Here is a 16,221-nt window from a genome sequence, read left to right as displayed (position 1 = left end):
GCGCGGGCGATCCGTCACCCGCCCGAGCCTTCTGCCGCGCCGTCGGAGGTGAAGGCGCCGCCGCCGGGACTGGTGTCCAGGTAGACATGTTGATGGCCTTGGCCGGCATCAATGTTGACCTGATCGAGCTGGGTGGCCGCGACGGACCAGGAGGCCGCCGCTTGGACTGCCTGTCGCTTCGCCAGTTCCGTCAGAGCGGTTCGTTGGGTGGGCGGCCCGGTGACGGCGAGGAGATACGACTCGACCGCCAGGGACGCCTGCTCCACGGCGCTGCGCAGCCCACCGCGCGCGACGTTGGTCGCGGTAGTGCCCGACGGAGGATTGGCGAACGGCTCCGCCGCTCGCAGCATGGTCTGTTGCCACTGGCGGGCCTGTTCGGGGCCCGGTTGCCCACTGGTTGGCGTGTCCGCGCGCAGGGCGGTGAGAATGGGAGAGATCTCCTCACCAAGGCGGCGGGCCGTTGCCGTCAACTCGACTATCTGCTGGCTGTCGCGCTTCGCCTCGGCCTCGCGTATGTCAGCGACAGCCGACTCGACGCCGTCCGGTCGATTGGCCGTGTAACCGGCGGCGCCTCCCACCAGAACACCCGCGAGCCCAATCGTCGCGACGACGACAGCGACGCGTGCCTTACGGCGGCGGCGCGTGTCAGGCGCGGACAGCTGATAGGAGGGCTTACCGGTACGGCGCGACACGACATCCCCCTGCGTCGATGGAAGCCTGGACGCAGCCTAGCCGTTCCGCCCGAGCCAGTCGATACCCAGCATGGGTTGTGCAAGCGGTGCCCGCGGCACAAGGCGGCCGGAAGAGATGTCGGGGTGTCGGGCCCAGACGAAGGCGGCTGAACTCGAACTGGCGCTGACGCGCACCCCGCCGAGCGTGGAGGCGCAGCGCGAGGGCGCCGCCGCGCCGGCAGGCAGTCTCGGTGTGCAGGCGCAGCAGCAGGGCGTCGAGCACGATGTCGTTGCCGCCGCCGCGAGCGGCGGCGTTGATGTCGGATAGTTCGTCGGGGGTGAGGATTAGTCCTGTCGATTCGGCGAACGTCGGGTCCACGGGCGGGGCGGCTTCCGGAGCTCGCGTCCGCCCGTGGCGCTGCTCAGCCGATGGGCGGCGATAGGTAGGTGACGGCCGTGCCGCAGTAGCTGGGCGGCAGGGTGATGATCGGGCTGCGGCAGACCTGGATCACGACGCGGCTGATGCTGGCGGTGTGGGTCGAGTTGCCGAGGGTGAACTCGAAGCTGACGGTGCCGTTGTTGGCCGTGCGGGTCTGCCGGGCGACCTCGACGCTGCCGGAGTAGGCGACGAAGGTGGCGCTGCTGTTGTAGTGGTCGTCGAAGCAGACGATGGTCGAGTCGGCCGGCAGCGGCCGGTCGGTGAGCTTGCCCTTGACGGCGACGGCGGTGACGGGCAGGGGTGAGGTGGTGGGGCCGAACTGCCAGCCGAGCGTGCCGTCGGTGGCGCCGTAGCGGCAGGCGTCGCCGGAGTCGGCGTGGAACGGCGTGGTGATGGTGGCCGCTTGGGCGGCACCAGGCGATGCCACGATGGCGAGGGCGGCCACCGCGGCCACCGCAAAGCGTGTTGCTCTCATCGGTTTCCCTTTCGTCGGGAGGGGAGGTGTCGCGTCCGGAAAGACGACAGTGAGGGTCGCCAATATGTTAGGAGCCTTTCCCCTTACAACCAAGGGCGTCGATTCCTCGCTGCCCGGCGGCGCGCTTGGTCGCCCTATCGCTATGCCCTCGGCGGGTTCGGCTTGAGCCGGAACGAGTCGGCCATCTTCTGCCGGTAGATCTGCTGCGTCTGGGCGTCCCACGGGATGCACCACCGTCCGGCCCGTACCAGGGCGGGGCACCTGCTCGTGGCGCAGCCAGTTGTAGATCGCGTCCGCCGGGATGCCCAGCAGTCGCCCGGCCTGTGACGCTGATCTCCCCGTCCTGCACGGCCACGGCCCGCAGGGTGAAGATCTTGTAGACGCCGCGGACCCCGGCGACGTGCCGGGGTGTGAAGCGCAGGTTCTTGCCCGTCCGCAAGCCGACGTCGTTGAGCATCTTCGCGATCTGCATGTTGCTGTGGGTCGCGCCGTGCTCGCGCACGATCGCGAGGGCTTCGGGCGGTGTGCGGCCGGGGCCGCGCCGTTCGACGGTGAGCTCGTCGCTGGCTCCGGTGTGCCAGCGCACCCCGATGCGCACCGCCTCGACGTCGTGCTCCGGTAGCAGGGTTGCGGGGTCATGGTTCGCAGGAACAGGTCCGCGACCGCGTCGTCGATGGTGTCAGCGGTGACCGTCCGGCACCGCGCCGTGGGTTCGGCGCACTTGTAGGTCACCTTGCGGTCCTTGCGGCTGTAGCGGGTACCGATCCGCCCGCCGCAGGCCCCGGTCGCACCGGAAGCCCGCCAGCCCGCCCTGGACTACACGATCTTCGATCTCGCCTCGGTGACGAGGCTGTTCACCACGACCGTCCTGCTCACCCTGGTGGAGAAGGGTCGACTTGGCCTCGACGCGCCGGCGAGCGGCGCCGTATCACCCCACGCCACCTGCTCACCCACACCTCCGGGCTGCCGGCGTTGCTGCAGCTGTGGACTGACTGGCCGGACCGCGAATCCCGGGTACGGGCGTTGCTGCACGCCCCGCTGGTCGACCGACCCGCGGCATCACCTTTGAATACTCCTGCGTGGGATTCATGGTCGCCGGGCTGCTGGCCGAACGTGTCACCGGCCGACGGCTCCCCGATCTGGTGCAGGAGCGGATCTGTTGGCCCCTCATGTTGCGTGGCAGCGTCCACGACGAGAACTCGTGGTCCCTGGGCGGAACGGCGCCACGACCGATGTCGGGCTGGTGTTCGGTGGCCGCGGCCCGGGCCGCGCGGACGGGGTCGGGCCGGAAGCCGGTGCCGGTCAGGCCGGGCAACGCCGGCCTGTTCGGCACGGCCGCCGACGTCGCCCGGTTCGGCGAGATGCTGCGGCAGGGCGGAGCCGTCGACAGGGTCCGCGTCCTCCGGCCGGACACCGTGGCGGAGATGACCCGCGATCAGCTGCCCGCAGGCATCGACCCGGGCTTCCGCCACGGCCTCGGCGTTCGCATCGGTGACCCGCACTGGATGGGCCCGTTGGCGGCGGGCGGCGCCTTCGGCCACACCGGTTTCACCGGCACGTCGCTCCTGGTGGACCCCGGCCGGGATCTGGTGCTGGTCCTGCTCACCAACCGGGTACACCCCAGATCCGATTCACCGCCGCCGGCGCGCATTTTGCCTGGCGCGTCAAAAACGGCGCCAAGAGCCTGCCCCGCCTGCCCGACACCATCGCCCGCAGTAAATCGGCCGGCCGGCGTGGTGCCGGGGTCAGGCACCGCGCGTCGGCGCGCGGCGCAGCGAGCTGGTCGCGTTCACCCCGGCGTTGTCACTCACCCCGATGCCCAGCCGCTCGACCAGTTCCCCGCCCAGCCAGGCAGTCATCACGGCCAGGATGATGCCCGCGAAGCTCAGGACCAGCGCGGCGGCGTTCGGTTCCCAGTTCTTTCCGGACAGACGCACCAGCCAGCTCACCGCGAACAGGATCACGACAACCAAGTTGCCGGTGCCGTGCACCGCGCCGATCCGCTTGGCCCGGGTGCCGGATGGGATGGCCCTCCAGTCGATGAAGCCGAAGAGGGCGGCGACCACGCCGCCGATGACACCCCCCGCGATGGTGTACGCGGCGGAGATCTGGAATCCCACTCGGTCGGTGATCAAATAAAGGATGTCGAAGATGACCGACGTAGCAAGGAGCCCGAGCGGGAACACGATCAGCATGGGATGAATCGCGTGACCCATCGCCTTGGCTCGACTTTCCACCGTAACCTCCTGTCGGGGCGACAACCGCGCCCGTATACCCGGACCGGACGCCGATACACCCGGCGGACGGTCCGGTTCATGGTGAAGTCACGGTGCCGGGCCATCTCGACGCCTTGGTCCCAGGTCAGAGAGGCCCGTAACCGCTGCGGTAGCCAGTTCATCGCCGCGCTCAACTGGGACACGACGTGTTCGGAGACCTTGCCCTCGGGCAACCCGACCAGGATCACGAACCCGGGTGGCGCGTTCCACCAGGGTCGCGATCGCCGAATAACCGCGTGCACCCCGACGGACGCCCTCGAGCAGGTCACCTGCCCAATGCCCGGGCGCCGCCCGGTCAGCGACCTCGGCCGGCCGGTCAGCGATCCACGGTCGGGCCGAACGCACCGCCCCGGCTGGCACCGCCCTGGCACGACGAGCGGCCCGTCCCGACCGCAACGCCACCTGCCGAGTCAACTCGGCACGCAGGTTACCCCGCGCCTGCAGATAAATCGCCTGTAGATCGTCTCGTGCGACACCCACATCTCCGGCGTGTCCGGGAACTGCACCGGCAGCCGAGCACCGATCTGCTGCGGCGAGCGACGTCGTCGCAGCATATCCAGCACCGTCTCACGTTGATCGGCATTCACGTCGCCGTACACCCCTGGTACGCCGACCGTCCCGCCCGGTCCGGTCAACGACCGGCGGGCGGCGTGGCACGGCGGATCCGGGCGGCCGTCATTTGCCACGCGTGCGCCTCGTCGACCAGGCAGCCGGCGAGCAGCTCGCGGCCCCGGGCGAGGACCGCGAGGGCGTCGGGGTGGCCCGGCAGCCACTGCTCGGCGTCCCCGACGGTCAACTCGGCGCGCCGGCCGGGCAGCGGCGTCGCCCCGGGTGGCAGGCCGCCGAGCCGGTCGAGGTGCCCGGCGGAGAGGATCTGATACCACATGGCGTCGGGGATGAGCGCGTCGGCGAGCATCTCCACCCCGGGCCGCCGGGTCACCGGTTTTCCGTCGCTCGGGAGCCGCTGCGACCACTCTGGCGTGGTCACCCGACGGCTGTCCGGCTCGGCGTTCACTCCGGCCCAGGCCAGCAATCCGCTGTGCGCGTGCAGCTTGTCGCGCAGCCGGTGCATCGGCCCGGCCAGGTCGCCAGCGTCGGCTGGGTCGGCGCTCGGCGGCGCGACGGTGAACGCCGCCGCCGGTAGCACGTCGTGGTAGCCGCCGACGGTCGCGGCCACCAGCCGGTTGGTGAGGTCGCCGGCGAGCAGGGTCACCGCGATGGCTGTGGGCAGGGTGGACAGCACGGCGGCGGTGGCCGCGCCGGCCGCCTCGGCGGTGAGCGGAACCCGCACGCCGAGCACGACCGCGCTCAGCTCGTCCGCGGGTCCGCGCTCGGCGTGCAACCAGTCGAGCGCCACGTTCAGCAGGGGCGGGGGCAGTTGGCACGGGACGTCGCCGAACGGCGCGCCGAGTGGCCCGCGCAGGTAGGCCCGGGCGGATATGCCGAACTCCTCGATGTCGTGGCTCGGGCCGCGCCGGGCCACCGAGACCAGAGCGTCGCGCACACCGGCAGCGCGCAGTTGCCGGGCCAGCAGCTCCGGTATGGCGAGGACAAGCTCGGCGGGGAGCGGGCCGAAGTCGATCACGAGGAGCTGCGCGCCGGGCAAGGCGATCGGTGACGAGACGGCGGCCGGGCCCACCGGCTCCCCGCCGGCTCCCGTCGCTTCGAGCCGGAGCAGAGCCTGCCGGAGCGCGGCCACCGCGACGGGCACACCGGCGTCGTCCGAGCGGACTTCGATTGTCAGGCTGTGCTGCTCGCGCAGAGTTTCATCGATATCGAGCACTACGACGACGGCCATGTGTCCCCCAATAGTGGCGCATCCTCACTCTGCGGCAGCCCCATTCCTGAACTCCGCTTCGCACGCCGCCCGGAATGGAGGAGAAAATATTTGCGTATGTCTATTGACAGTGGAAGGGGGCTGTCGGGGAGCATATTGCCGTCGCCGTTTTCCGGGAGCCCCGCCAGGCGCGCAGCGCTCCAAACTGGCCAATCTGTCTCATTAGCGCGAATAAGCGCAGCATGAAATAGCGCGGCCCAGATCCCGCGATGTAACACAATCGAAGAGGTCAACGCTATTTGCGAATCCCAACGACTATCGCCGCACTTTCCAACCTTCCGGTAACGGCCGAGGCCCGTGATTCGATCGCCGTACGGGGTCCGGCCGTCTCGGTACCGTCACCCGCAGCCGCCCCGCAGCCGGGTGGCGGCCCGCCGGTCCGGTGCGAGGGGTGAGCGTCGTGGCCGGCTCGGGTGAATCTCGGGGCGTGGTGGTCGGCGTCGCCATCGGCACCACCAGCACCAAGGCTGTCGCCTACGACACACGGGGCCGCCTCAAGTGGCGCGTTCCGGGTCATGATTTACCGGCTTGTCACGGGCGGGAACCCAGGGGCAAAGCAAAGTCGGTTGATCATGTCCGGGATGCGGCGAGTAGGGGCAGGATCAGGAGTTTGTTGCCGTGGAGCCGTTCCAGGATTTCCTTGATTTTGGTGTGGCCTGCGAGGCGGATCAGTCCGATGGCGAGGTTGCGGAACAGGGCCATGGTGTGGGCGACGGTGCCGAGCCAGGCGTGATGGTGGTCTTCGGCGAAGAGGACGTCCCGGACCCAGTGGATCTTGTTTTCGATTCCCCAGTGTCGGCGGGTGTAGTCGGCGACGTCGGCGGGTGTGGCGGCCTGGGCGGTCAGGTTGGTGATGCCGTGGACGATGTCTTTGCGCAGGCGTTGGCCGGTCAGGTCGTAGGTGTCGCGGCGGATCCGGAAGACCTGCGCGGCGGCGGGGAAATCGATGCCGGCGGCGTCGGCGGTCCAGATCCTTCGTTCGATGATGAGTCCCGAGTGGTGTTCGCGGTGGGTGTGGGCGGCGGTGTCGCTGGTCGCGGCGGGTAGGCGCTGCCAGATCGCGGCGAGGAGGGTGGGTCTGTTGCCCTTGACGGTGAACACGTAACCGGCGCCGCGTTGGTGCAGGTAGTCGGCGGTCTCGGTCGAGGGGTGCGCGGCGTCGGCGGTGATCACCGTGCCGGCGATCTCGACCGGGTCGAGCAACGTCTGAACCTGGGTGACCTCGGTGGTGTCATCGGGCACCCGGAGTTGGGCGATCACGACGGCGGTGTCGTGATCGCATCGCGGAGAACAGTTTCACGTTGTCGGCGGGGTCGCCGTCGTGGGAGGCCCGTACGGTCTTGCCGTCCAGGGCCAGGCCGGGTCGCCCGCCGTCGGTGGGTGGAATGCGGGTGGCTATCCACTGACACAGCAGCGGGTCCGTGGCGGCAGCGTCGATCGACTCGGCCAGCCGGCGCAGGGTGTCACGGCTGGGCGGCATCCGCCTGCCGAGACGGGGGTCCAGGCGAGCACCCGCGGCGGCCAGCAGCAGCGTGGGCAGTTCAGCCACCCGGTCAGCGGCCTGACGGAAGTTGCGGGCCCCGCAGAGCACCGCCAACGCCAACATGGTCAACACCGCCGGGAGTCCGTGACGCACTCCCCGAGGCTTCCGTGGATCGCTGACCTGGCAGAACACCTCGTACAACGCGGTCACGTCCGAGACGTCGATGTCGGCGCCACCGTCGGCGACGGCGACGGTCAGGGCATGGGAGACTGCCACGAGCGGCCTTTCTTTGCAGACGATGCTGGCGTAGAGAACCTTCATCATCCACTTAGGAAGGCCGCGACCATGCGCCGGCCTCATACAGCGAACCCACCGCTGAACAGCACGTCTACATGATCACCTGACTTTGCTTTGCCCCTGGCCCCACCCCCGAGGAGCGGATGGCGGCGGCGTGCAACTGCGGCGGGTCCCGGCAACGGATTCCCGCGACCGTCTGATGGCGGCCCGAGCCGTCGTGATCCGGCGCGCGGTGGCGATCGTCATCCTGACGGTGGCCGTCGGCGTGCTGGCCGCTCCCCTGTTCCGTGCCCCCGCCCGCATCGACGTCGCCACCTGGCCGGCCGACGGCGCGTCGATGTCGGCCGGGCCGGCTGTGGTGCGGCTGAGCGCCCCCGCCCCGGTCCGGCCCGGCGAGGTCCACGTCACCGTGGTGAACGCCGACGGCCAGGTCATGTCCGTGGGCGCGCCGCGGGTCGCGGGGGCCGAGGTGTCGCAGCCGATAGGCATGTTGCCGACCGGCAGTTACCGCGTCGCGTACCACCTCGAGCTGGAGAATCTCACCCAGGTCTCCGGCAGCACCGCGTTCGGTGTCGGAATGGCGGCGCAGCCGGCCGGGTGGGACGAGGCGGAGGCCCGCGAACAGTCCGGGGCGCCTGAGGCGGGCGGTCACCAGCACGTCGCCGGCGGCCTCGACCCGCTCACCGCGGTGGCGCTCGGGGCGAACGTGATCGTCCTGGCGGGCATCGCGGTCCTCGAGGTCCGCCGCCGCCGCGCGCGGTGACCGCCGTCAGTACCGAACCGCGGGTAGGGCCACGTCAGGCCCAGCCCGCGTCGCCGGGCATCGGGCCGCGCGCCGATCGGCCGCCGGCCCGGAGCACGGCCGCCGCCACGGCCGGACGCAGCAGCCGGGCCGGCTCGTCGACCAGGTTCAGCACCCGGAGGAAAGCGTTTCCCAGCGCCGGATCGGTACGGGCAGCGGCGTGCAGCCGGGGCACGTACGCGTTCACAAACCGCACCTTGGCCGTCCGCCGCCCAGCACGCCGCTGAACCGGAGGTCGGTCCCCGCCGAGATCGACCACGGCCCGTCGATGATCCGGGCGGCCTTCCGGAAGAAGCGCCGCCAGTCCGGGTCGCCGCCAGAACGGAACAGGTCGCGCAGCATCAGGCCCTGCAGAACGGCCACCGTGATGCCCTGGCCGTAGACAGGATTGAAGCTGCACAACGCGTCGCCGGTCACCAGGAATCCCCGAGGGAACCGGCCGAGCCTCTCGTAGCGGCGGCGGACGCTCTCCGGATAGCGCATCCGCACCGGCTCGGTCACCGGGACCGCCGCCCGGATCATCTCGGTGAGCTCCGGCACGCCGAGCGACTCGGCGAACCGGGCGTAGCCCTCGTCGTCGCCGGGCGGCTGCTCACCGAGCACCCCGCTGAGCGCCACCGCGAAACGCCCGTTCTCCTGGACGGCGACGATCCCCGTACGCGGGCGACCGGGCACCGCGTTGATCAGCAGGCCGGACAGACCGCCGAGGTGGCCGGAGTTCCGTTCGTAGAAACGGCTGACGTAAGTGACGTCCACCGGCACCCGCTCCTCGCGCGCGATCGGACAGCCGAGCCCGGCGAGCCAGACCGGGGTCCGGGTCGCCCGCCCGCATGCGTCGACCACCAGGTCCGCCGGGAGATCCGACACCGTTTCCGAGCCGTACGGCGTCACCGTCACGCCCCGGACGCGGTTCCCGTCGGCCTCGGTCAGCAGGCCGGTCGCGACGATGCCCGGGCACAGCTCGACGTTGGGGAGCTGCCGCACCCGGGCGCGCATGGCGTGCTCGATCAACGGGCGGCTGGCGCCGACGCCGACCAGGTCGGAGGGCGCCCGGCGCATCCGGTAGCCGTCGTTGAACCAGTGCACCTCCTCGTTGAGGTCGACCAGCGGGGCGCCAGCGCCGGTGAGGTCGCCCGAGAACCCGGCGAAGATCTCGTCGAGCGCCAGGCGCCCGCGGGCCAACAGAACGTGCAGCTGCCGGGATTGCGGCACGCCGCGGCGGGGCAGCGCGGCGTCCGGCGGGGTGTCCCGGTCGATGACCGTCACGGTGTCGTAGCGGTCGCTGAGGACCTGGGCGGTGATCAGGCCGGCGACGCTGCCGCCCAGGACCACGGCGGTTCGGGCGTGCGCCATGGCCTGACCGTAACGGTGCGGTGACGCCTGATGTTCTCGCAACGTGCGGTGCCTGCGCCGGGCTCAGCCCACCGGTCGTACGTCACCCGAGCGCCTGTAGCCGAACTCGACGATCTGGTGGGCCATCGGGGTGTAGGCGTCCCGGTCCTCCGGCGCGAACGTGCCGAGCCCGTCGACGTAGCGGTTGAACATGCAGAACGCCGCGGCGATCAGCACCGTGTCGTGGATCTCCACTTCGGTGGCGCCCTCCGCGCGGGCGGCGGCGATCATGTCGGTGGTGACCTCCCGGCCGCTGATCTGCACCGCCCCCGCGATCCGCAGCAGGGCCCGCAGCTTGGCCGGGACCGGGGCGGTCTCGAGATCGGCCCGGACCTGGTCGACCAGGGTCATGCCGCCGTCGAGCTGGACGGCGGCGAACGCCGAGTGCGACGAGCAGCAGAAGGTGCACTCGTTGCGCCCGGACACGTACGCGGCGATCAGCTCCCGCTCACCCGGCGGCAGCGAGTGGGGCGCGCGCAGCAGCACCTCGGCCAGCTCGTTCAGCGGCGCCGCAGTCTCCGGGCGGTAGTGCATCGGTCCGGTGATGCCGGGAAACTCTTTCTCGTCGAGTCCGAGATCGATGTGCGCCATGGCGATCATCCCTCCACCTGAATACCCGCACGGGGCGGCGTGACAGACGCCGCACGGCCAACCTCCCACCCCCGCCGTCGTCCGCACGTCTCTTCCCGTGCGGTGCGGGGTTACGCCGATCGCGGCACACATCAAGCCGCCGCTCCTCCGCTGCGGAGAGAAGCGGCGCCCATGTGCTGCCCGGAGAGTGGACTTCGGTGATTCAGCGCGCGCGGCGGTAGTGCATGGACATCACGCCGTTGCTCAGCGGCTCGGCCGAGAGCAGCTCGAGCCGGCGGGTGGCCGGCAGCCCGCCCTGATACATCGTCGGGCCGTGGCCTGCGATCATGGGATGAACAAGCAGCTTGTACTCGTCGATCAGGTCCAGCCGGTCGAGCTCGGTCGCGAGCTTGCCGCTTCCGATCAGCACCCCGTCCGGGGTCGCGTCCTTGAGCTTCTGCACGCCCTCGCGCAGATCGCCGGTGATGTGGTGGCTGTTGGTCCACGGGAAGTCCGTGCGCGTCGACGACACCACGTACTTGGGTTGAGCCTCCAGCTTGGCCGCCCACTCACGCATGGCCGGCGGCGCCTCCACGTCACCGCGGGCGACTGCCGGCCAGTAGCCCTCCATCATCTCGTAGGTGACGCGGCCCCACAGCATCGCCCCGCTCTCGTCCAAGAGACGGGTGAAGAAGGCGTGCGTCTCGTCGTCGGCGATCCCTTCCTGGTGGTCGACGCAGCCGTCCACAGTGACGTTGATGTTGAAGGTGAGTAGTCCCATGGCCGGGGAGTCTAGCGCCACTACGACGTCGAGGCCTACCCTCCGTAGCCTCTCCGCTGCACTTGACAGAGCGACAAGACCGAACATCACACGGTGGGGTGACAAGCGTTTTTCGGCTACGGGCCGTCAGACCAGTTCCGGAATCACCTTGTTGGCGAACAGGTCGATGCTGGTCCGGTCGTAGGCCGCGTCGACGAATCGGACGATCAGATAACCGAGGCCGGACTGGCTGGCCTTCGCCAGCCGCTCGACGATCTGTTCGGGCGTGCCGACCAGGCCGTCCGCGAAGTAACGCATGAGGGGCTCGAGCTCCTCGGCCGGCAGCAGCGGCTCGTAGTGGGCCCGGGTCCAGGCCACCTTGTCGGCGACTTCCTTCTCGGTCTCACCGATTGTCACGTTGAGGGTGATTGACCGGACGATCGCGTCGAAGTCGGTGCCCACATCCTTGCAGTGCTCGGCCAGGACCTGGGACTTGTGTGCGAACTCGTCCAGCAACACGCCGAAGTGCGTGTACTGCGCGTACTTGGCCGCGATCCGCAGCGTCTTCTTCTCGCCGCCGCCCCCGATCCACAACGGGATCCCGCCCTCCTGCGCCGGCAGCGGCCGGCAGAACGCACCGTCGACCTGGTAGTGCTTTCCCATGAGGGTGGCCGTGCCGGTCGTCCACATCTGCCGCATGATCTGCACCCCCTCGTCGAGCATGCCGAGCCGATCGGCGACACTGGGGAAGTCGTAGCCGTAAGTACGCCATTCGTGCTCGAACCAGCCGGCGCCGCGCCTGCATCTCGCCTGCATCTCGACGCGGCCGTATCGAGCCGAACGCGTGCTCGCGGTACGGTCCCGAGCTCGTACTCGCCGAAGCCGTTGAGCAGCGCGCAACGCCGGGGCCGGCCCTTTGGGACCCGCTTCGGGAAAAGGCCGAGGAAGATCACCACGGAGGCGTCGCCGCGGGTCCACGCGTTGCCGTAGACACGGTGAAATAGAACTTGCTGAGCATCGCCGAACGGGCGAGATCGCCACAGTCAATGCCTCGCCAAGGTTGTCCAGAGAGCATCCGCCCCGGTCGGCGACGCGTGGCAAACTCGGAGAGGTCGCCCGTCGTGCTTATGGCGTAGACCTCATGCCGTGCGTGTTTTCGATCTGATCGTGCGAGAGCGGCGTCGCATGGCCGAGTTGCTTCGCGGCCTCGACTCGGACCAGTTGCGCCGCCCCAGTCTGTGCGGTGGGTGGACCGTCCGGGATGTGGCCGCCCACCTGACCACGTACCTCCGTTTCGGTCAGGCGAAGATCTACCTGGCGATTGTCGCCACCGGGGCCGACTTCGACCGCTGGAACGTGATGCTCACCCGCCGGGCGGCCCGGGCGTCGACCAGCGAGATCATCGCCGCGCTGGCCGAACGCGCGGAATCGCGGACCACGATTCCCCGCTCCGGCTACGACCCGGTGCTGACGGATGTCGTCCTGCACGATCTCGACATCCGCCTGCCGCTGGGAATCGGCCGGGACGTCGACGAGCCCCACCTGCGGGTCGCGTTCCGGCACCTCGCGGATCGGCCCTCACCCGGTTACGCGGTGGGTTCGCGGTTGCACGGGCTGCGACTCGTGGCGCCGGACGCCGACTGGGACCACGGCACGGGCCGGCTGGTGCGTGGCCCGGCCGAGCAACTGCTGCTGGCCATGGCCGGCCGACCGAGCGCCCTGAGCGCCCTCGACGGTGACGGTGTGCCGCTGCTGCGGCATCGGCTGCACAACACGCCGCGTCGTGGAGTGCTCGAGCGGTGCGCGGCCCCGCTCCAGGTCCTGCTGAACCCACCACCGCTCGAACGCCGCTCGCGCCAGGCACTCGTGCCCGACCGCTGAACTCCACCGGGAGATCCGTTCTGAGCTGCGCGTGGCCGGTCTGCTCGCGCAAACTCGGCATCACCTCGCGCCAACAGCTGTCCGAGACGCCACGCGCCCGTGGCGAGCCCAGCTCTCGCTGATCATCTTCCGGGCTCCCTCTGCCGGGCCACCTCGGGAGGTGGCGATGGGGGCCGAATGGACGTTCTGGCCTTGCCAGCCACGAGCCAGTTGCAACGCGGTCATCCCGTCGAGGCTGACGGGGTCGATCGCGGCGCCGGCCAGCAGCAGAGCCGCGATGACCCGTTGCACGTTGCGTTTCGATCGCGTGCATCAACGCCGTCCGCCCTTCCCCGTCGCGGGCGTCCACGTCGGCGCCCGCCTGCAGGAGCACATCGACTGCGGCATGATCCCCGCGTCGCGCTGCCAAACGGAATGGTGATGACCAGGACGAAGCAGATCAGCGCGGCGAAGCCATACCCGACAGCCAGCACGATGCCACCGCCGAAGATGAGCCACAGCACTTTCAGTACGAAACGAATCACCCCTCAGACATGAGCGACGCTCGCCACCGGCGACTCGATCGGGCGTGGCGCGGACCGCGGTCGGTGCGGTGACGATGCTCTGCTGATGTCTCGACTGCCCAAGCTGCATCTCGTCACCTTCCTTGCGGACGAAGAGGAGATGCCCGCCGATGAGGCTCATCGTCACGCGCCGGCCCCCACCCGCCCATCGGCGGCAGCCGGGCCTCGTCCTCGGTGAGGATGGCCTGGCGCAGGTCCCGCAGCCGCCGGCTCGGCTCCAGGCCGAGTTCACGGCGCAGCGACGAGCGCAGCCGGTCGAAGGAGGCCAGCGCGTCGGCACCCCGCCCGCTGCCGTAGAGCGCGACCATGAAGGCCGCCTGCAGGCGGTCACGGCCGGGATGAGTCCGGGCCAGCGCGGTGAGTTCCGGTACGGCCCGTGCGTGCCGGCCCAGACTCAGCTCGACCTCCAGCCGTTCCTCGATCACCTGCAGCCGCGACTCCTCCAGGCTCATGGCCTCCGGCTCCAGCATGCCATCGGCGAGACCGGCGATAGCGGGTCCGCGCCACAGGTTCTCGGCCCGCAGGAAGGACCCGACGGCCTCCGCCGCGCGACCCGCGGCCAGCGCCCGCCGAGCCCGGTGGGCCTCGTCGTCGAACCGGGTCCGGTCCAGCGCGCCGGGCTCCACCGTCAGCAGGTAACCGCCCGGCCGGCGTACCAGCGAGCGCTCGGGCAGGCCGCCGGCGATGAGCTGGCGGCGCAGGGCCGCGGCGCAGTTGCGGATCTGACTAGCCGCGGTGGCCGGCGGCCGCAGCGGCCACAGGCAGTCGACCAGTCTGTCGGCCGGGACCACCCGGCCGGCCCGCAGCAGCAGCACGGCCAGGATCCGCTGCTGCCGGCGTCCGCCGAGCGGCAGGGGCGTTCCTTCGACGGACGCTTCCAGCGGGCCGAGGATCCGGAACTCCATGCGATGACCTCCATGCCGACCGCACCCCGCGCACGGCCTGGTCATCAGGTTGCCCAGCACGGGTTGGCGTTTCCTTGGCAGCGCCGTACGCCGTGGCAACCAAACGAAGCGTCCCCGACTTCGCGGGGCTGAGAACACCCATCAGGAGGCACGGTGGAAATCACCAGACGGGCCCGCAGAGGCCTGGCCGCCGCGGCGGTCGCGGGAGCGGCGGCGTCGCTGCTGGTCGCGTCCCCGGCGCTGGCGACGAGCGACTACTGCTCGGTGAGCGGATTGTCGACCAGTTGCCGGACGTACTACATCCCGTCCAGCTACATCGGGCACTTCATCGACTACACGGTCTGCGGTGGCACGATCGGCGCCAGTTTCCGCGTCCGTGACTACCAGAACGGCGCGGTCGTCAAGAGCGGGAGCATCGGCCCGGCGAACTGCACCTCGGGCCGGGTGTCCGGCCTCTTTTCGAGCTACCGGTTGGAACTGCACGCGACGGCCCTGGGCGCCGATGGCTCGATCGACAACGTTTGACATCCTCGCCGTCCTAAAGGACGGAGATTCCCTCCACGCTGCGCGTGGAACACGCGGCGTCCGGGTGGGTTACCGCTTCGCCGCGCGGTGCCAGCACGGATGCTGGGATTGCTTGCCGGTTGTCCTTGCGGGACCGGAACCGCGGCGGTGCCACCTTGCGGCCCTTGCGCTTGCCGGTGACCGAGGAGAAAAAGTTACGGTACGCCACGTTCAGATCCGCGAGTGCCTGCTGCAAGACCACGGCGGACACCTGACCCAACCACGCCCGTTCCAGGGTGTCCTTGGCCTGGGTGATGACCCGCTTGGACAGGTCGGCGTCCGAGACGTACTCCTCGCCAGCCTCGCGTGCCTGCTGACGCAGACGCAGCCCGTCGTTGAACACCACCCGGGCACACCCGAACGCTCTCGCCAACGCGGTGCGCTGAACGGCGTCCGGATAGACCCGGAAGTTGTAACGAAGCTGCACGAGACCGAGTGTCCCATGTTGGTCTATGGCAGATCTTGAAGGCATCCGCACTGGTAGACGAGTCGGCGGACGCGCCAGGAATTCCCCGACCTCGCGCGTCACTACTACCGGGCCAACAAGCTCTGGTCAGGCGCGTACTCCGCGGGCTCCATGGGGGCGGAGCACCGCTGAGCACCGTGCGTCAGTACATCGAGCAGCAGAACCACCCGGTCTAAGGCACTACTCGGGCCTTGGCGGCCCTCCCAGCACGGACCTTCACCCCCGCCCTGAAAGGCGGAGCACCAGCCCGCGACCCGGTAGCACCCGCCTCGGTCCGGAGGGGTCGCGCGCTGCGACCCCTCCGGACCTCGGTGTGTGGTGCCCGTCCGGGCACCACACCCCCCGAAGTGGCGCAGGGCTCAGAGGTCAGCCCACGCGGTGCACGTCCAGCCCCCGCCGTCGACCGAGTAGCAGGCGTGATGCTGGTCCAGGTTGCCGGAGCTGGCCGGGTAGCCGTCCACCGTGGCGGTGTCGTAGTAGTCCGGGCGACCCCAGAGCATGGTCCTGGACCTGGAATCGGTGATCATCCAGCCGTACGAGGTGTAGACCTGACGCTCGATCTTGAAGCTCCAGGTGCCGCCCGCGCCGTAGTTCGGGTTGGCCGACGAGATGGTGAACCGCGCGTAGTAGGTGCAGGACGTGGTCCGCCGCACCTGGAGGCTGAACGCGCCCCACAGCGCGGCCGGACTACCTGACGAACACGAGCCGGATGCCTGTGCCGGCACCGCCGGGAGCCCGGTGAGCAGTGCCACACCGGCGGTCACGGCCACAGCCGCGCGCTTCAATCTGTTGGTGCCCATTCGCATGTCGTTGGTCCTCTCGCCGCCTGGACTGACATCT

Annotated in this window: 18 protein-coding genes and 3 pseudogenes; 6 read left to right on the top strand and 15 right to left on the bottom strand. The window is 69.9% G+C overall.

What is annotated here, in order from left to right; all coding sequences use genetic code 11:
* Nucleotides 1–14: 14 nt before the first annotated feature.
* Nucleotides 15–692, bottom strand: a complete 678-nt coding sequence (locus OG811_RS24270) for a hypothetical protein (RefSeq protein ID WP_406068932.1) — start codon at nucleotides 690–692, stop codon at nucleotides 15–17.
* Nucleotides 693–876: 184 nt separating this feature from the next.
* Here OG811_RS24270 and OG811_RS24265 point away from each other — a divergent pair, with 184 nt between their 5' ends.
* Nucleotides 877–999: a hypothetical protein gene (locus tag OG811_RS24265; protein WP_406068930.1), complete on the top strand. Its 123-nt coding sequence runs from the start codon at nucleotides 877–879 to the stop codon at nucleotides 997–999.
* Between the two features lie 94 nt (nucleotides 1,000–1,093).
* On the opposite strand, the gene OG811_RS24260 is transcribed toward OG811_RS24265, so the two are convergent.
* On the bottom strand, nucleotides 1,094–1,585 hold the full coding sequence (locus tag OG811_RS24260; RefSeq protein ID WP_406068928.1) for a hypothetical protein: 492 nt from the start codon (nucleotides 1,583–1,585) through the stop codon (nucleotides 1,094–1,096).
* A 763-nt stretch (nucleotides 1,586–2,348) separates the two neighbouring features.
* Here OG811_RS24260 and OG811_RS24255 point away from each other — a divergent pair.
* Both OG811_RS24255 and OG811_RS24250 read left to right on the top strand, forming a co-directional pair.
* Nucleotides 2,349–2,626, top strand: a pseudogene (locus OG811_RS24255) (serine hydrolase); the annotation flags it as partial.
* Nucleotides 2,578–3,207: pseudogene (locus tag OG811_RS24250) on the top strand (serine hydrolase domain-containing protein); the annotation flags it as partial. The pseudogenes OG811_RS24255 and OG811_RS24250, both read left to right, overlap by 49 nt.
* 123 nt (nucleotides 3,208–3,330) lie before the next feature.
* On the opposite strand, the gene OG811_RS24245 reads toward OG811_RS24250, so the two are convergent.
* The 4 genes from OG811_RS24245 to OG811_RS24230 form a co-directional block, all read right to left on the bottom strand.
* Nucleotides 3,331–3,822, bottom strand: coding sequence for a DUF2231 domain-containing protein (locus OG811_RS24245; RefSeq protein ID WP_406068926.1), 492 nt, complete (start codon nucleotides 3,820–3,822; stop codon nucleotides 3,331–3,333).
* Between the two features lie 670 nt (nucleotides 3,823–4,492).
* Nucleotides 4,493–5,659: a hypothetical protein gene (locus tag OG811_RS24240; RefSeq protein ID WP_406068924.1), complete on the bottom strand. Its 1,167-nt coding sequence runs from the start codon at nucleotides 5,657–5,659 to the stop codon at nucleotides 4,493–4,495.
* Between the two features lie 609 nt (nucleotides 5,660–6,268).
* Nucleotides 6,269–6,958 (bottom strand): ISAs1 family transposase, encoded by a 690-nt coding sequence (locus OG811_RS24235; protein ID WP_406068923.1) that lies wholly within the window; start codon nucleotides 6,956–6,958, stop codon nucleotides 6,269–6,271.
* Nucleotides 6,930–7,457, bottom strand: coding sequence for a transposase family protein (locus OG811_RS24230; RefSeq protein WP_406068921.1), 528 nt, complete (start codon nucleotides 7,455–7,457; stop codon nucleotides 6,930–6,932). Before OG811_RS24230 ends, OG811_RS24235 begins: the two co-directional genes overlap by 29 nt.
* Nucleotides 7,458–7,677: 220 nt before the next feature.
* On the opposite strand from OG811_RS24230, the gene OG811_RS24225 reads away from it, so the two are divergent.
* On the top strand, nucleotides 7,678–8,241 hold the full coding sequence (locus OG811_RS24225) for a copper resistance protein CopC (RefSeq protein ID WP_406068920.1): 564 nt from the start codon (nucleotides 7,678–7,680) through the stop codon (nucleotides 8,239–8,241).
* A 34-nt stretch (nucleotides 8,242–8,275) separates the two neighbouring features.
* Here the strand turns inward: OG811_RS24225 and OG811_RS24220 are convergent, their stop codons facing one another.
* The 5 genes from OG811_RS24220 to OG811_RS24200 form a co-directional block, all read right to left on the bottom strand.
* Nucleotides 8,276–8,467 carry a hypothetical protein gene (locus tag OG811_RS24220; protein WP_406068918.1) on the bottom strand — a complete coding sequence of 64 codons (192 nt, stop codon included), beginning with the start codon at nucleotides 8,465–8,467 and terminating at the stop codon, nucleotides 8,276–8,278.
* The gene (locus OG811_RS24215; RefSeq protein WP_406068916.1) at nucleotides 8,464–9,633 is read right to left on the bottom strand and encodes an FAD-dependent oxidoreductase; all 1,170 of its coding nucleotides are present in this window, start codon (nucleotides 9,631–9,633) and stop codon (nucleotides 8,464–8,466) included. The genes OG811_RS24220 and OG811_RS24215 overlap by 4 nt, the downstream gene beginning before the upstream one ends.
* A gap of 63 nt (nucleotides 9,634–9,696) precedes the next feature.
* Nucleotides 9,697–10,263: a carboxymuconolactone decarboxylase family protein gene (locus tag OG811_RS24210; RefSeq protein ID WP_406068914.1), complete on the bottom strand. Its 567-nt coding sequence runs from the start codon at nucleotides 10,261–10,263 to the stop codon at nucleotides 9,697–9,699.
* Between the two features lie 202 nt (nucleotides 10,264–10,465).
* Nucleotides 10,466–11,023 (bottom strand): dihydrofolate reductase family protein, encoded by a 558-nt coding sequence (locus OG811_RS24205; protein WP_406068912.1) that lies wholly within the window; start codon nucleotides 11,021–11,023, stop codon nucleotides 10,466–10,468.
* A 126-nt stretch (nucleotides 11,024–11,149) separates the two neighbouring features.
* The gene (locus tag OG811_RS24200; protein WP_406068910.1) at nucleotides 11,150–11,818 is read right to left on the bottom strand and encodes an LLM class flavin-dependent oxidoreductase; all 669 of its coding nucleotides are present in this window, start codon (nucleotides 11,816–11,818) and stop codon (nucleotides 11,150–11,152) included.
* 330 nt (nucleotides 11,819–12,148) lie between these two features.
* Between OG811_RS24200 and OG811_RS24195 the strand changes: the two genes are divergently transcribed.
* Entirely contained in the window at nucleotides 12,149–12,883 is a 735-nt protein-coding gene (locus OG811_RS24195) for a maleylpyruvate isomerase family mycothiol-dependent enzyme (protein WP_406068908.1), read from the top strand.
* 397 nt (nucleotides 12,884–13,280) lie between these two features.
* On the opposite strand, the pseudogene OG811_RS24190 reads toward OG811_RS24195, so the two are convergent.
* Nucleotides 13,281–13,407, bottom strand: a pseudogene (locus OG811_RS24190) (YccF domain-containing protein); the annotation flags it as partial.
* A 113-nt stretch (nucleotides 13,408–13,520) separates the two neighbouring features.
* Nucleotides 13,521–14,351 carry a BTAD domain-containing putative transcriptional regulator gene (locus OG811_RS24185; protein ID WP_406068906.1) on the bottom strand — a complete coding sequence of 277 codons (831 nt, stop codon included), beginning with the start codon at nucleotides 14,349–14,351 and terminating at the stop codon, nucleotides 13,521–13,523.
* Between the two features lie 153 nt (nucleotides 14,352–14,504).
* Here OG811_RS24185 and OG811_RS24180 point away from each other — a divergent pair, with 153 nt between their 5' ends.
* The gene (locus tag OG811_RS24180; RefSeq protein ID WP_406068904.1) at nucleotides 14,505–14,876 is read left to right on the top strand and encodes a hypothetical protein; all 372 of its coding nucleotides are present in this window, start codon (nucleotides 14,505–14,507) and stop codon (nucleotides 14,874–14,876) included.
* 13 nt (nucleotides 14,877–14,889) lie between these two features.
* Here the strand turns inward: OG811_RS24180 and OG811_RS24175 are convergent, their stop codons facing one another.
* Nucleotides 14,890–15,342 carry a helix-turn-helix domain-containing protein gene (locus tag OG811_RS24175; RefSeq protein ID WP_406068903.1) on the bottom strand — a complete coding sequence of 151 codons (453 nt, stop codon included), beginning with the start codon at nucleotides 15,340–15,342 and terminating at the stop codon, nucleotides 14,890–14,892.
* A 398-nt stretch (nucleotides 15,343–15,740) separates the two neighbouring features.
* Nucleotides 15,741–16,181: a hypothetical protein gene (locus OG811_RS24170; RefSeq protein WP_406068902.1), complete on the bottom strand. Its 441-nt coding sequence runs from the start codon at nucleotides 16,179–16,181 to the stop codon at nucleotides 15,741–15,743.
* Nucleotides 16,182–16,221 lie beyond the last annotated feature (40 nt).

The organism is Micromonospora sp. NBC_01638, from assembly GCF_045209745.1.
In the GTDB taxonomy this organism is placed as follows: Bacteria; Actinomycetota; Actinomycetes; order Mycobacteriales; family Micromonosporaceae; genus Micromonospora.
The sequence above is the reverse complement of the archived record's forward strand: the minus strand, read 5'-3'. Positions and strand labels throughout refer to the sequence as shown.

What these genes read in the sequence shown, in the direction of transcription:
- OG811_RS24240 (WP_406068924.1), bottom strand. Translation starts at nt 5,659, where the DNA reads ATGGCCGTCGTCGTAGTGCTCGATATCGATGAAACTCTGCGCGAGCAG.
- OG811_RS24205 (WP_406068912.1), bottom strand. Translation starts at nt 11,023, where the DNA reads ATGGGACTACTCACCTTCAACATCAACGTCACTGTGGACGGCTGCGTC.
- OG811_RS24225 (WP_406068920.1), top strand. Translation starts at nt 7,678, where the DNA reads ATGGCGGCCCGAGCCGTCGTGATCCGGCGCGCGGTGGCGATCGTCATC.
- OG811_RS24185 (WP_406068906.1), bottom strand. Translation starts at nt 14,351, where the DNA reads ATGGAGTTCCGGATCCTCGGCCCGCTGGAAGCGTCCGTCGAAGGAACG.
- OG811_RS24260 (WP_406068928.1), bottom strand. Translation starts at nt 1,585, where the DNA reads ATGAGAGCAACACGCTTTGCGGTGGCCGCGGTGGCCGCCCTCGCCATC.
- OG811_RS24170 (WP_406068902.1), bottom strand. Translation starts at nt 16,181, where the DNA reads ATGGGCACCAACAGATTGAAGCGCGCGGCTGTGGCCGTGACCGCCGGT.
- OG811_RS24210 (WP_406068914.1), bottom strand. Translation starts at nt 10,263, where the DNA reads ATGGCGCACATCGATCTCGGACTCGACGAGAAAGAGTTTCCCGGCATC.
- OG811_RS24200 (WP_406068910.1), bottom strand. Translation starts at nt 11,818, where the DNA reads ATGCAGGCGAGATGCAGGCGCGGCGCCGGCTGGTTCGAGCACGAATGG.
- OG811_RS24215 (WP_406068916.1), bottom strand. Translation starts at nt 9,633, where the DNA reads ATGGCGCACGCCCGAACCGCCGTGGTCCTGGGCGGCAGCGTCGCCGGC.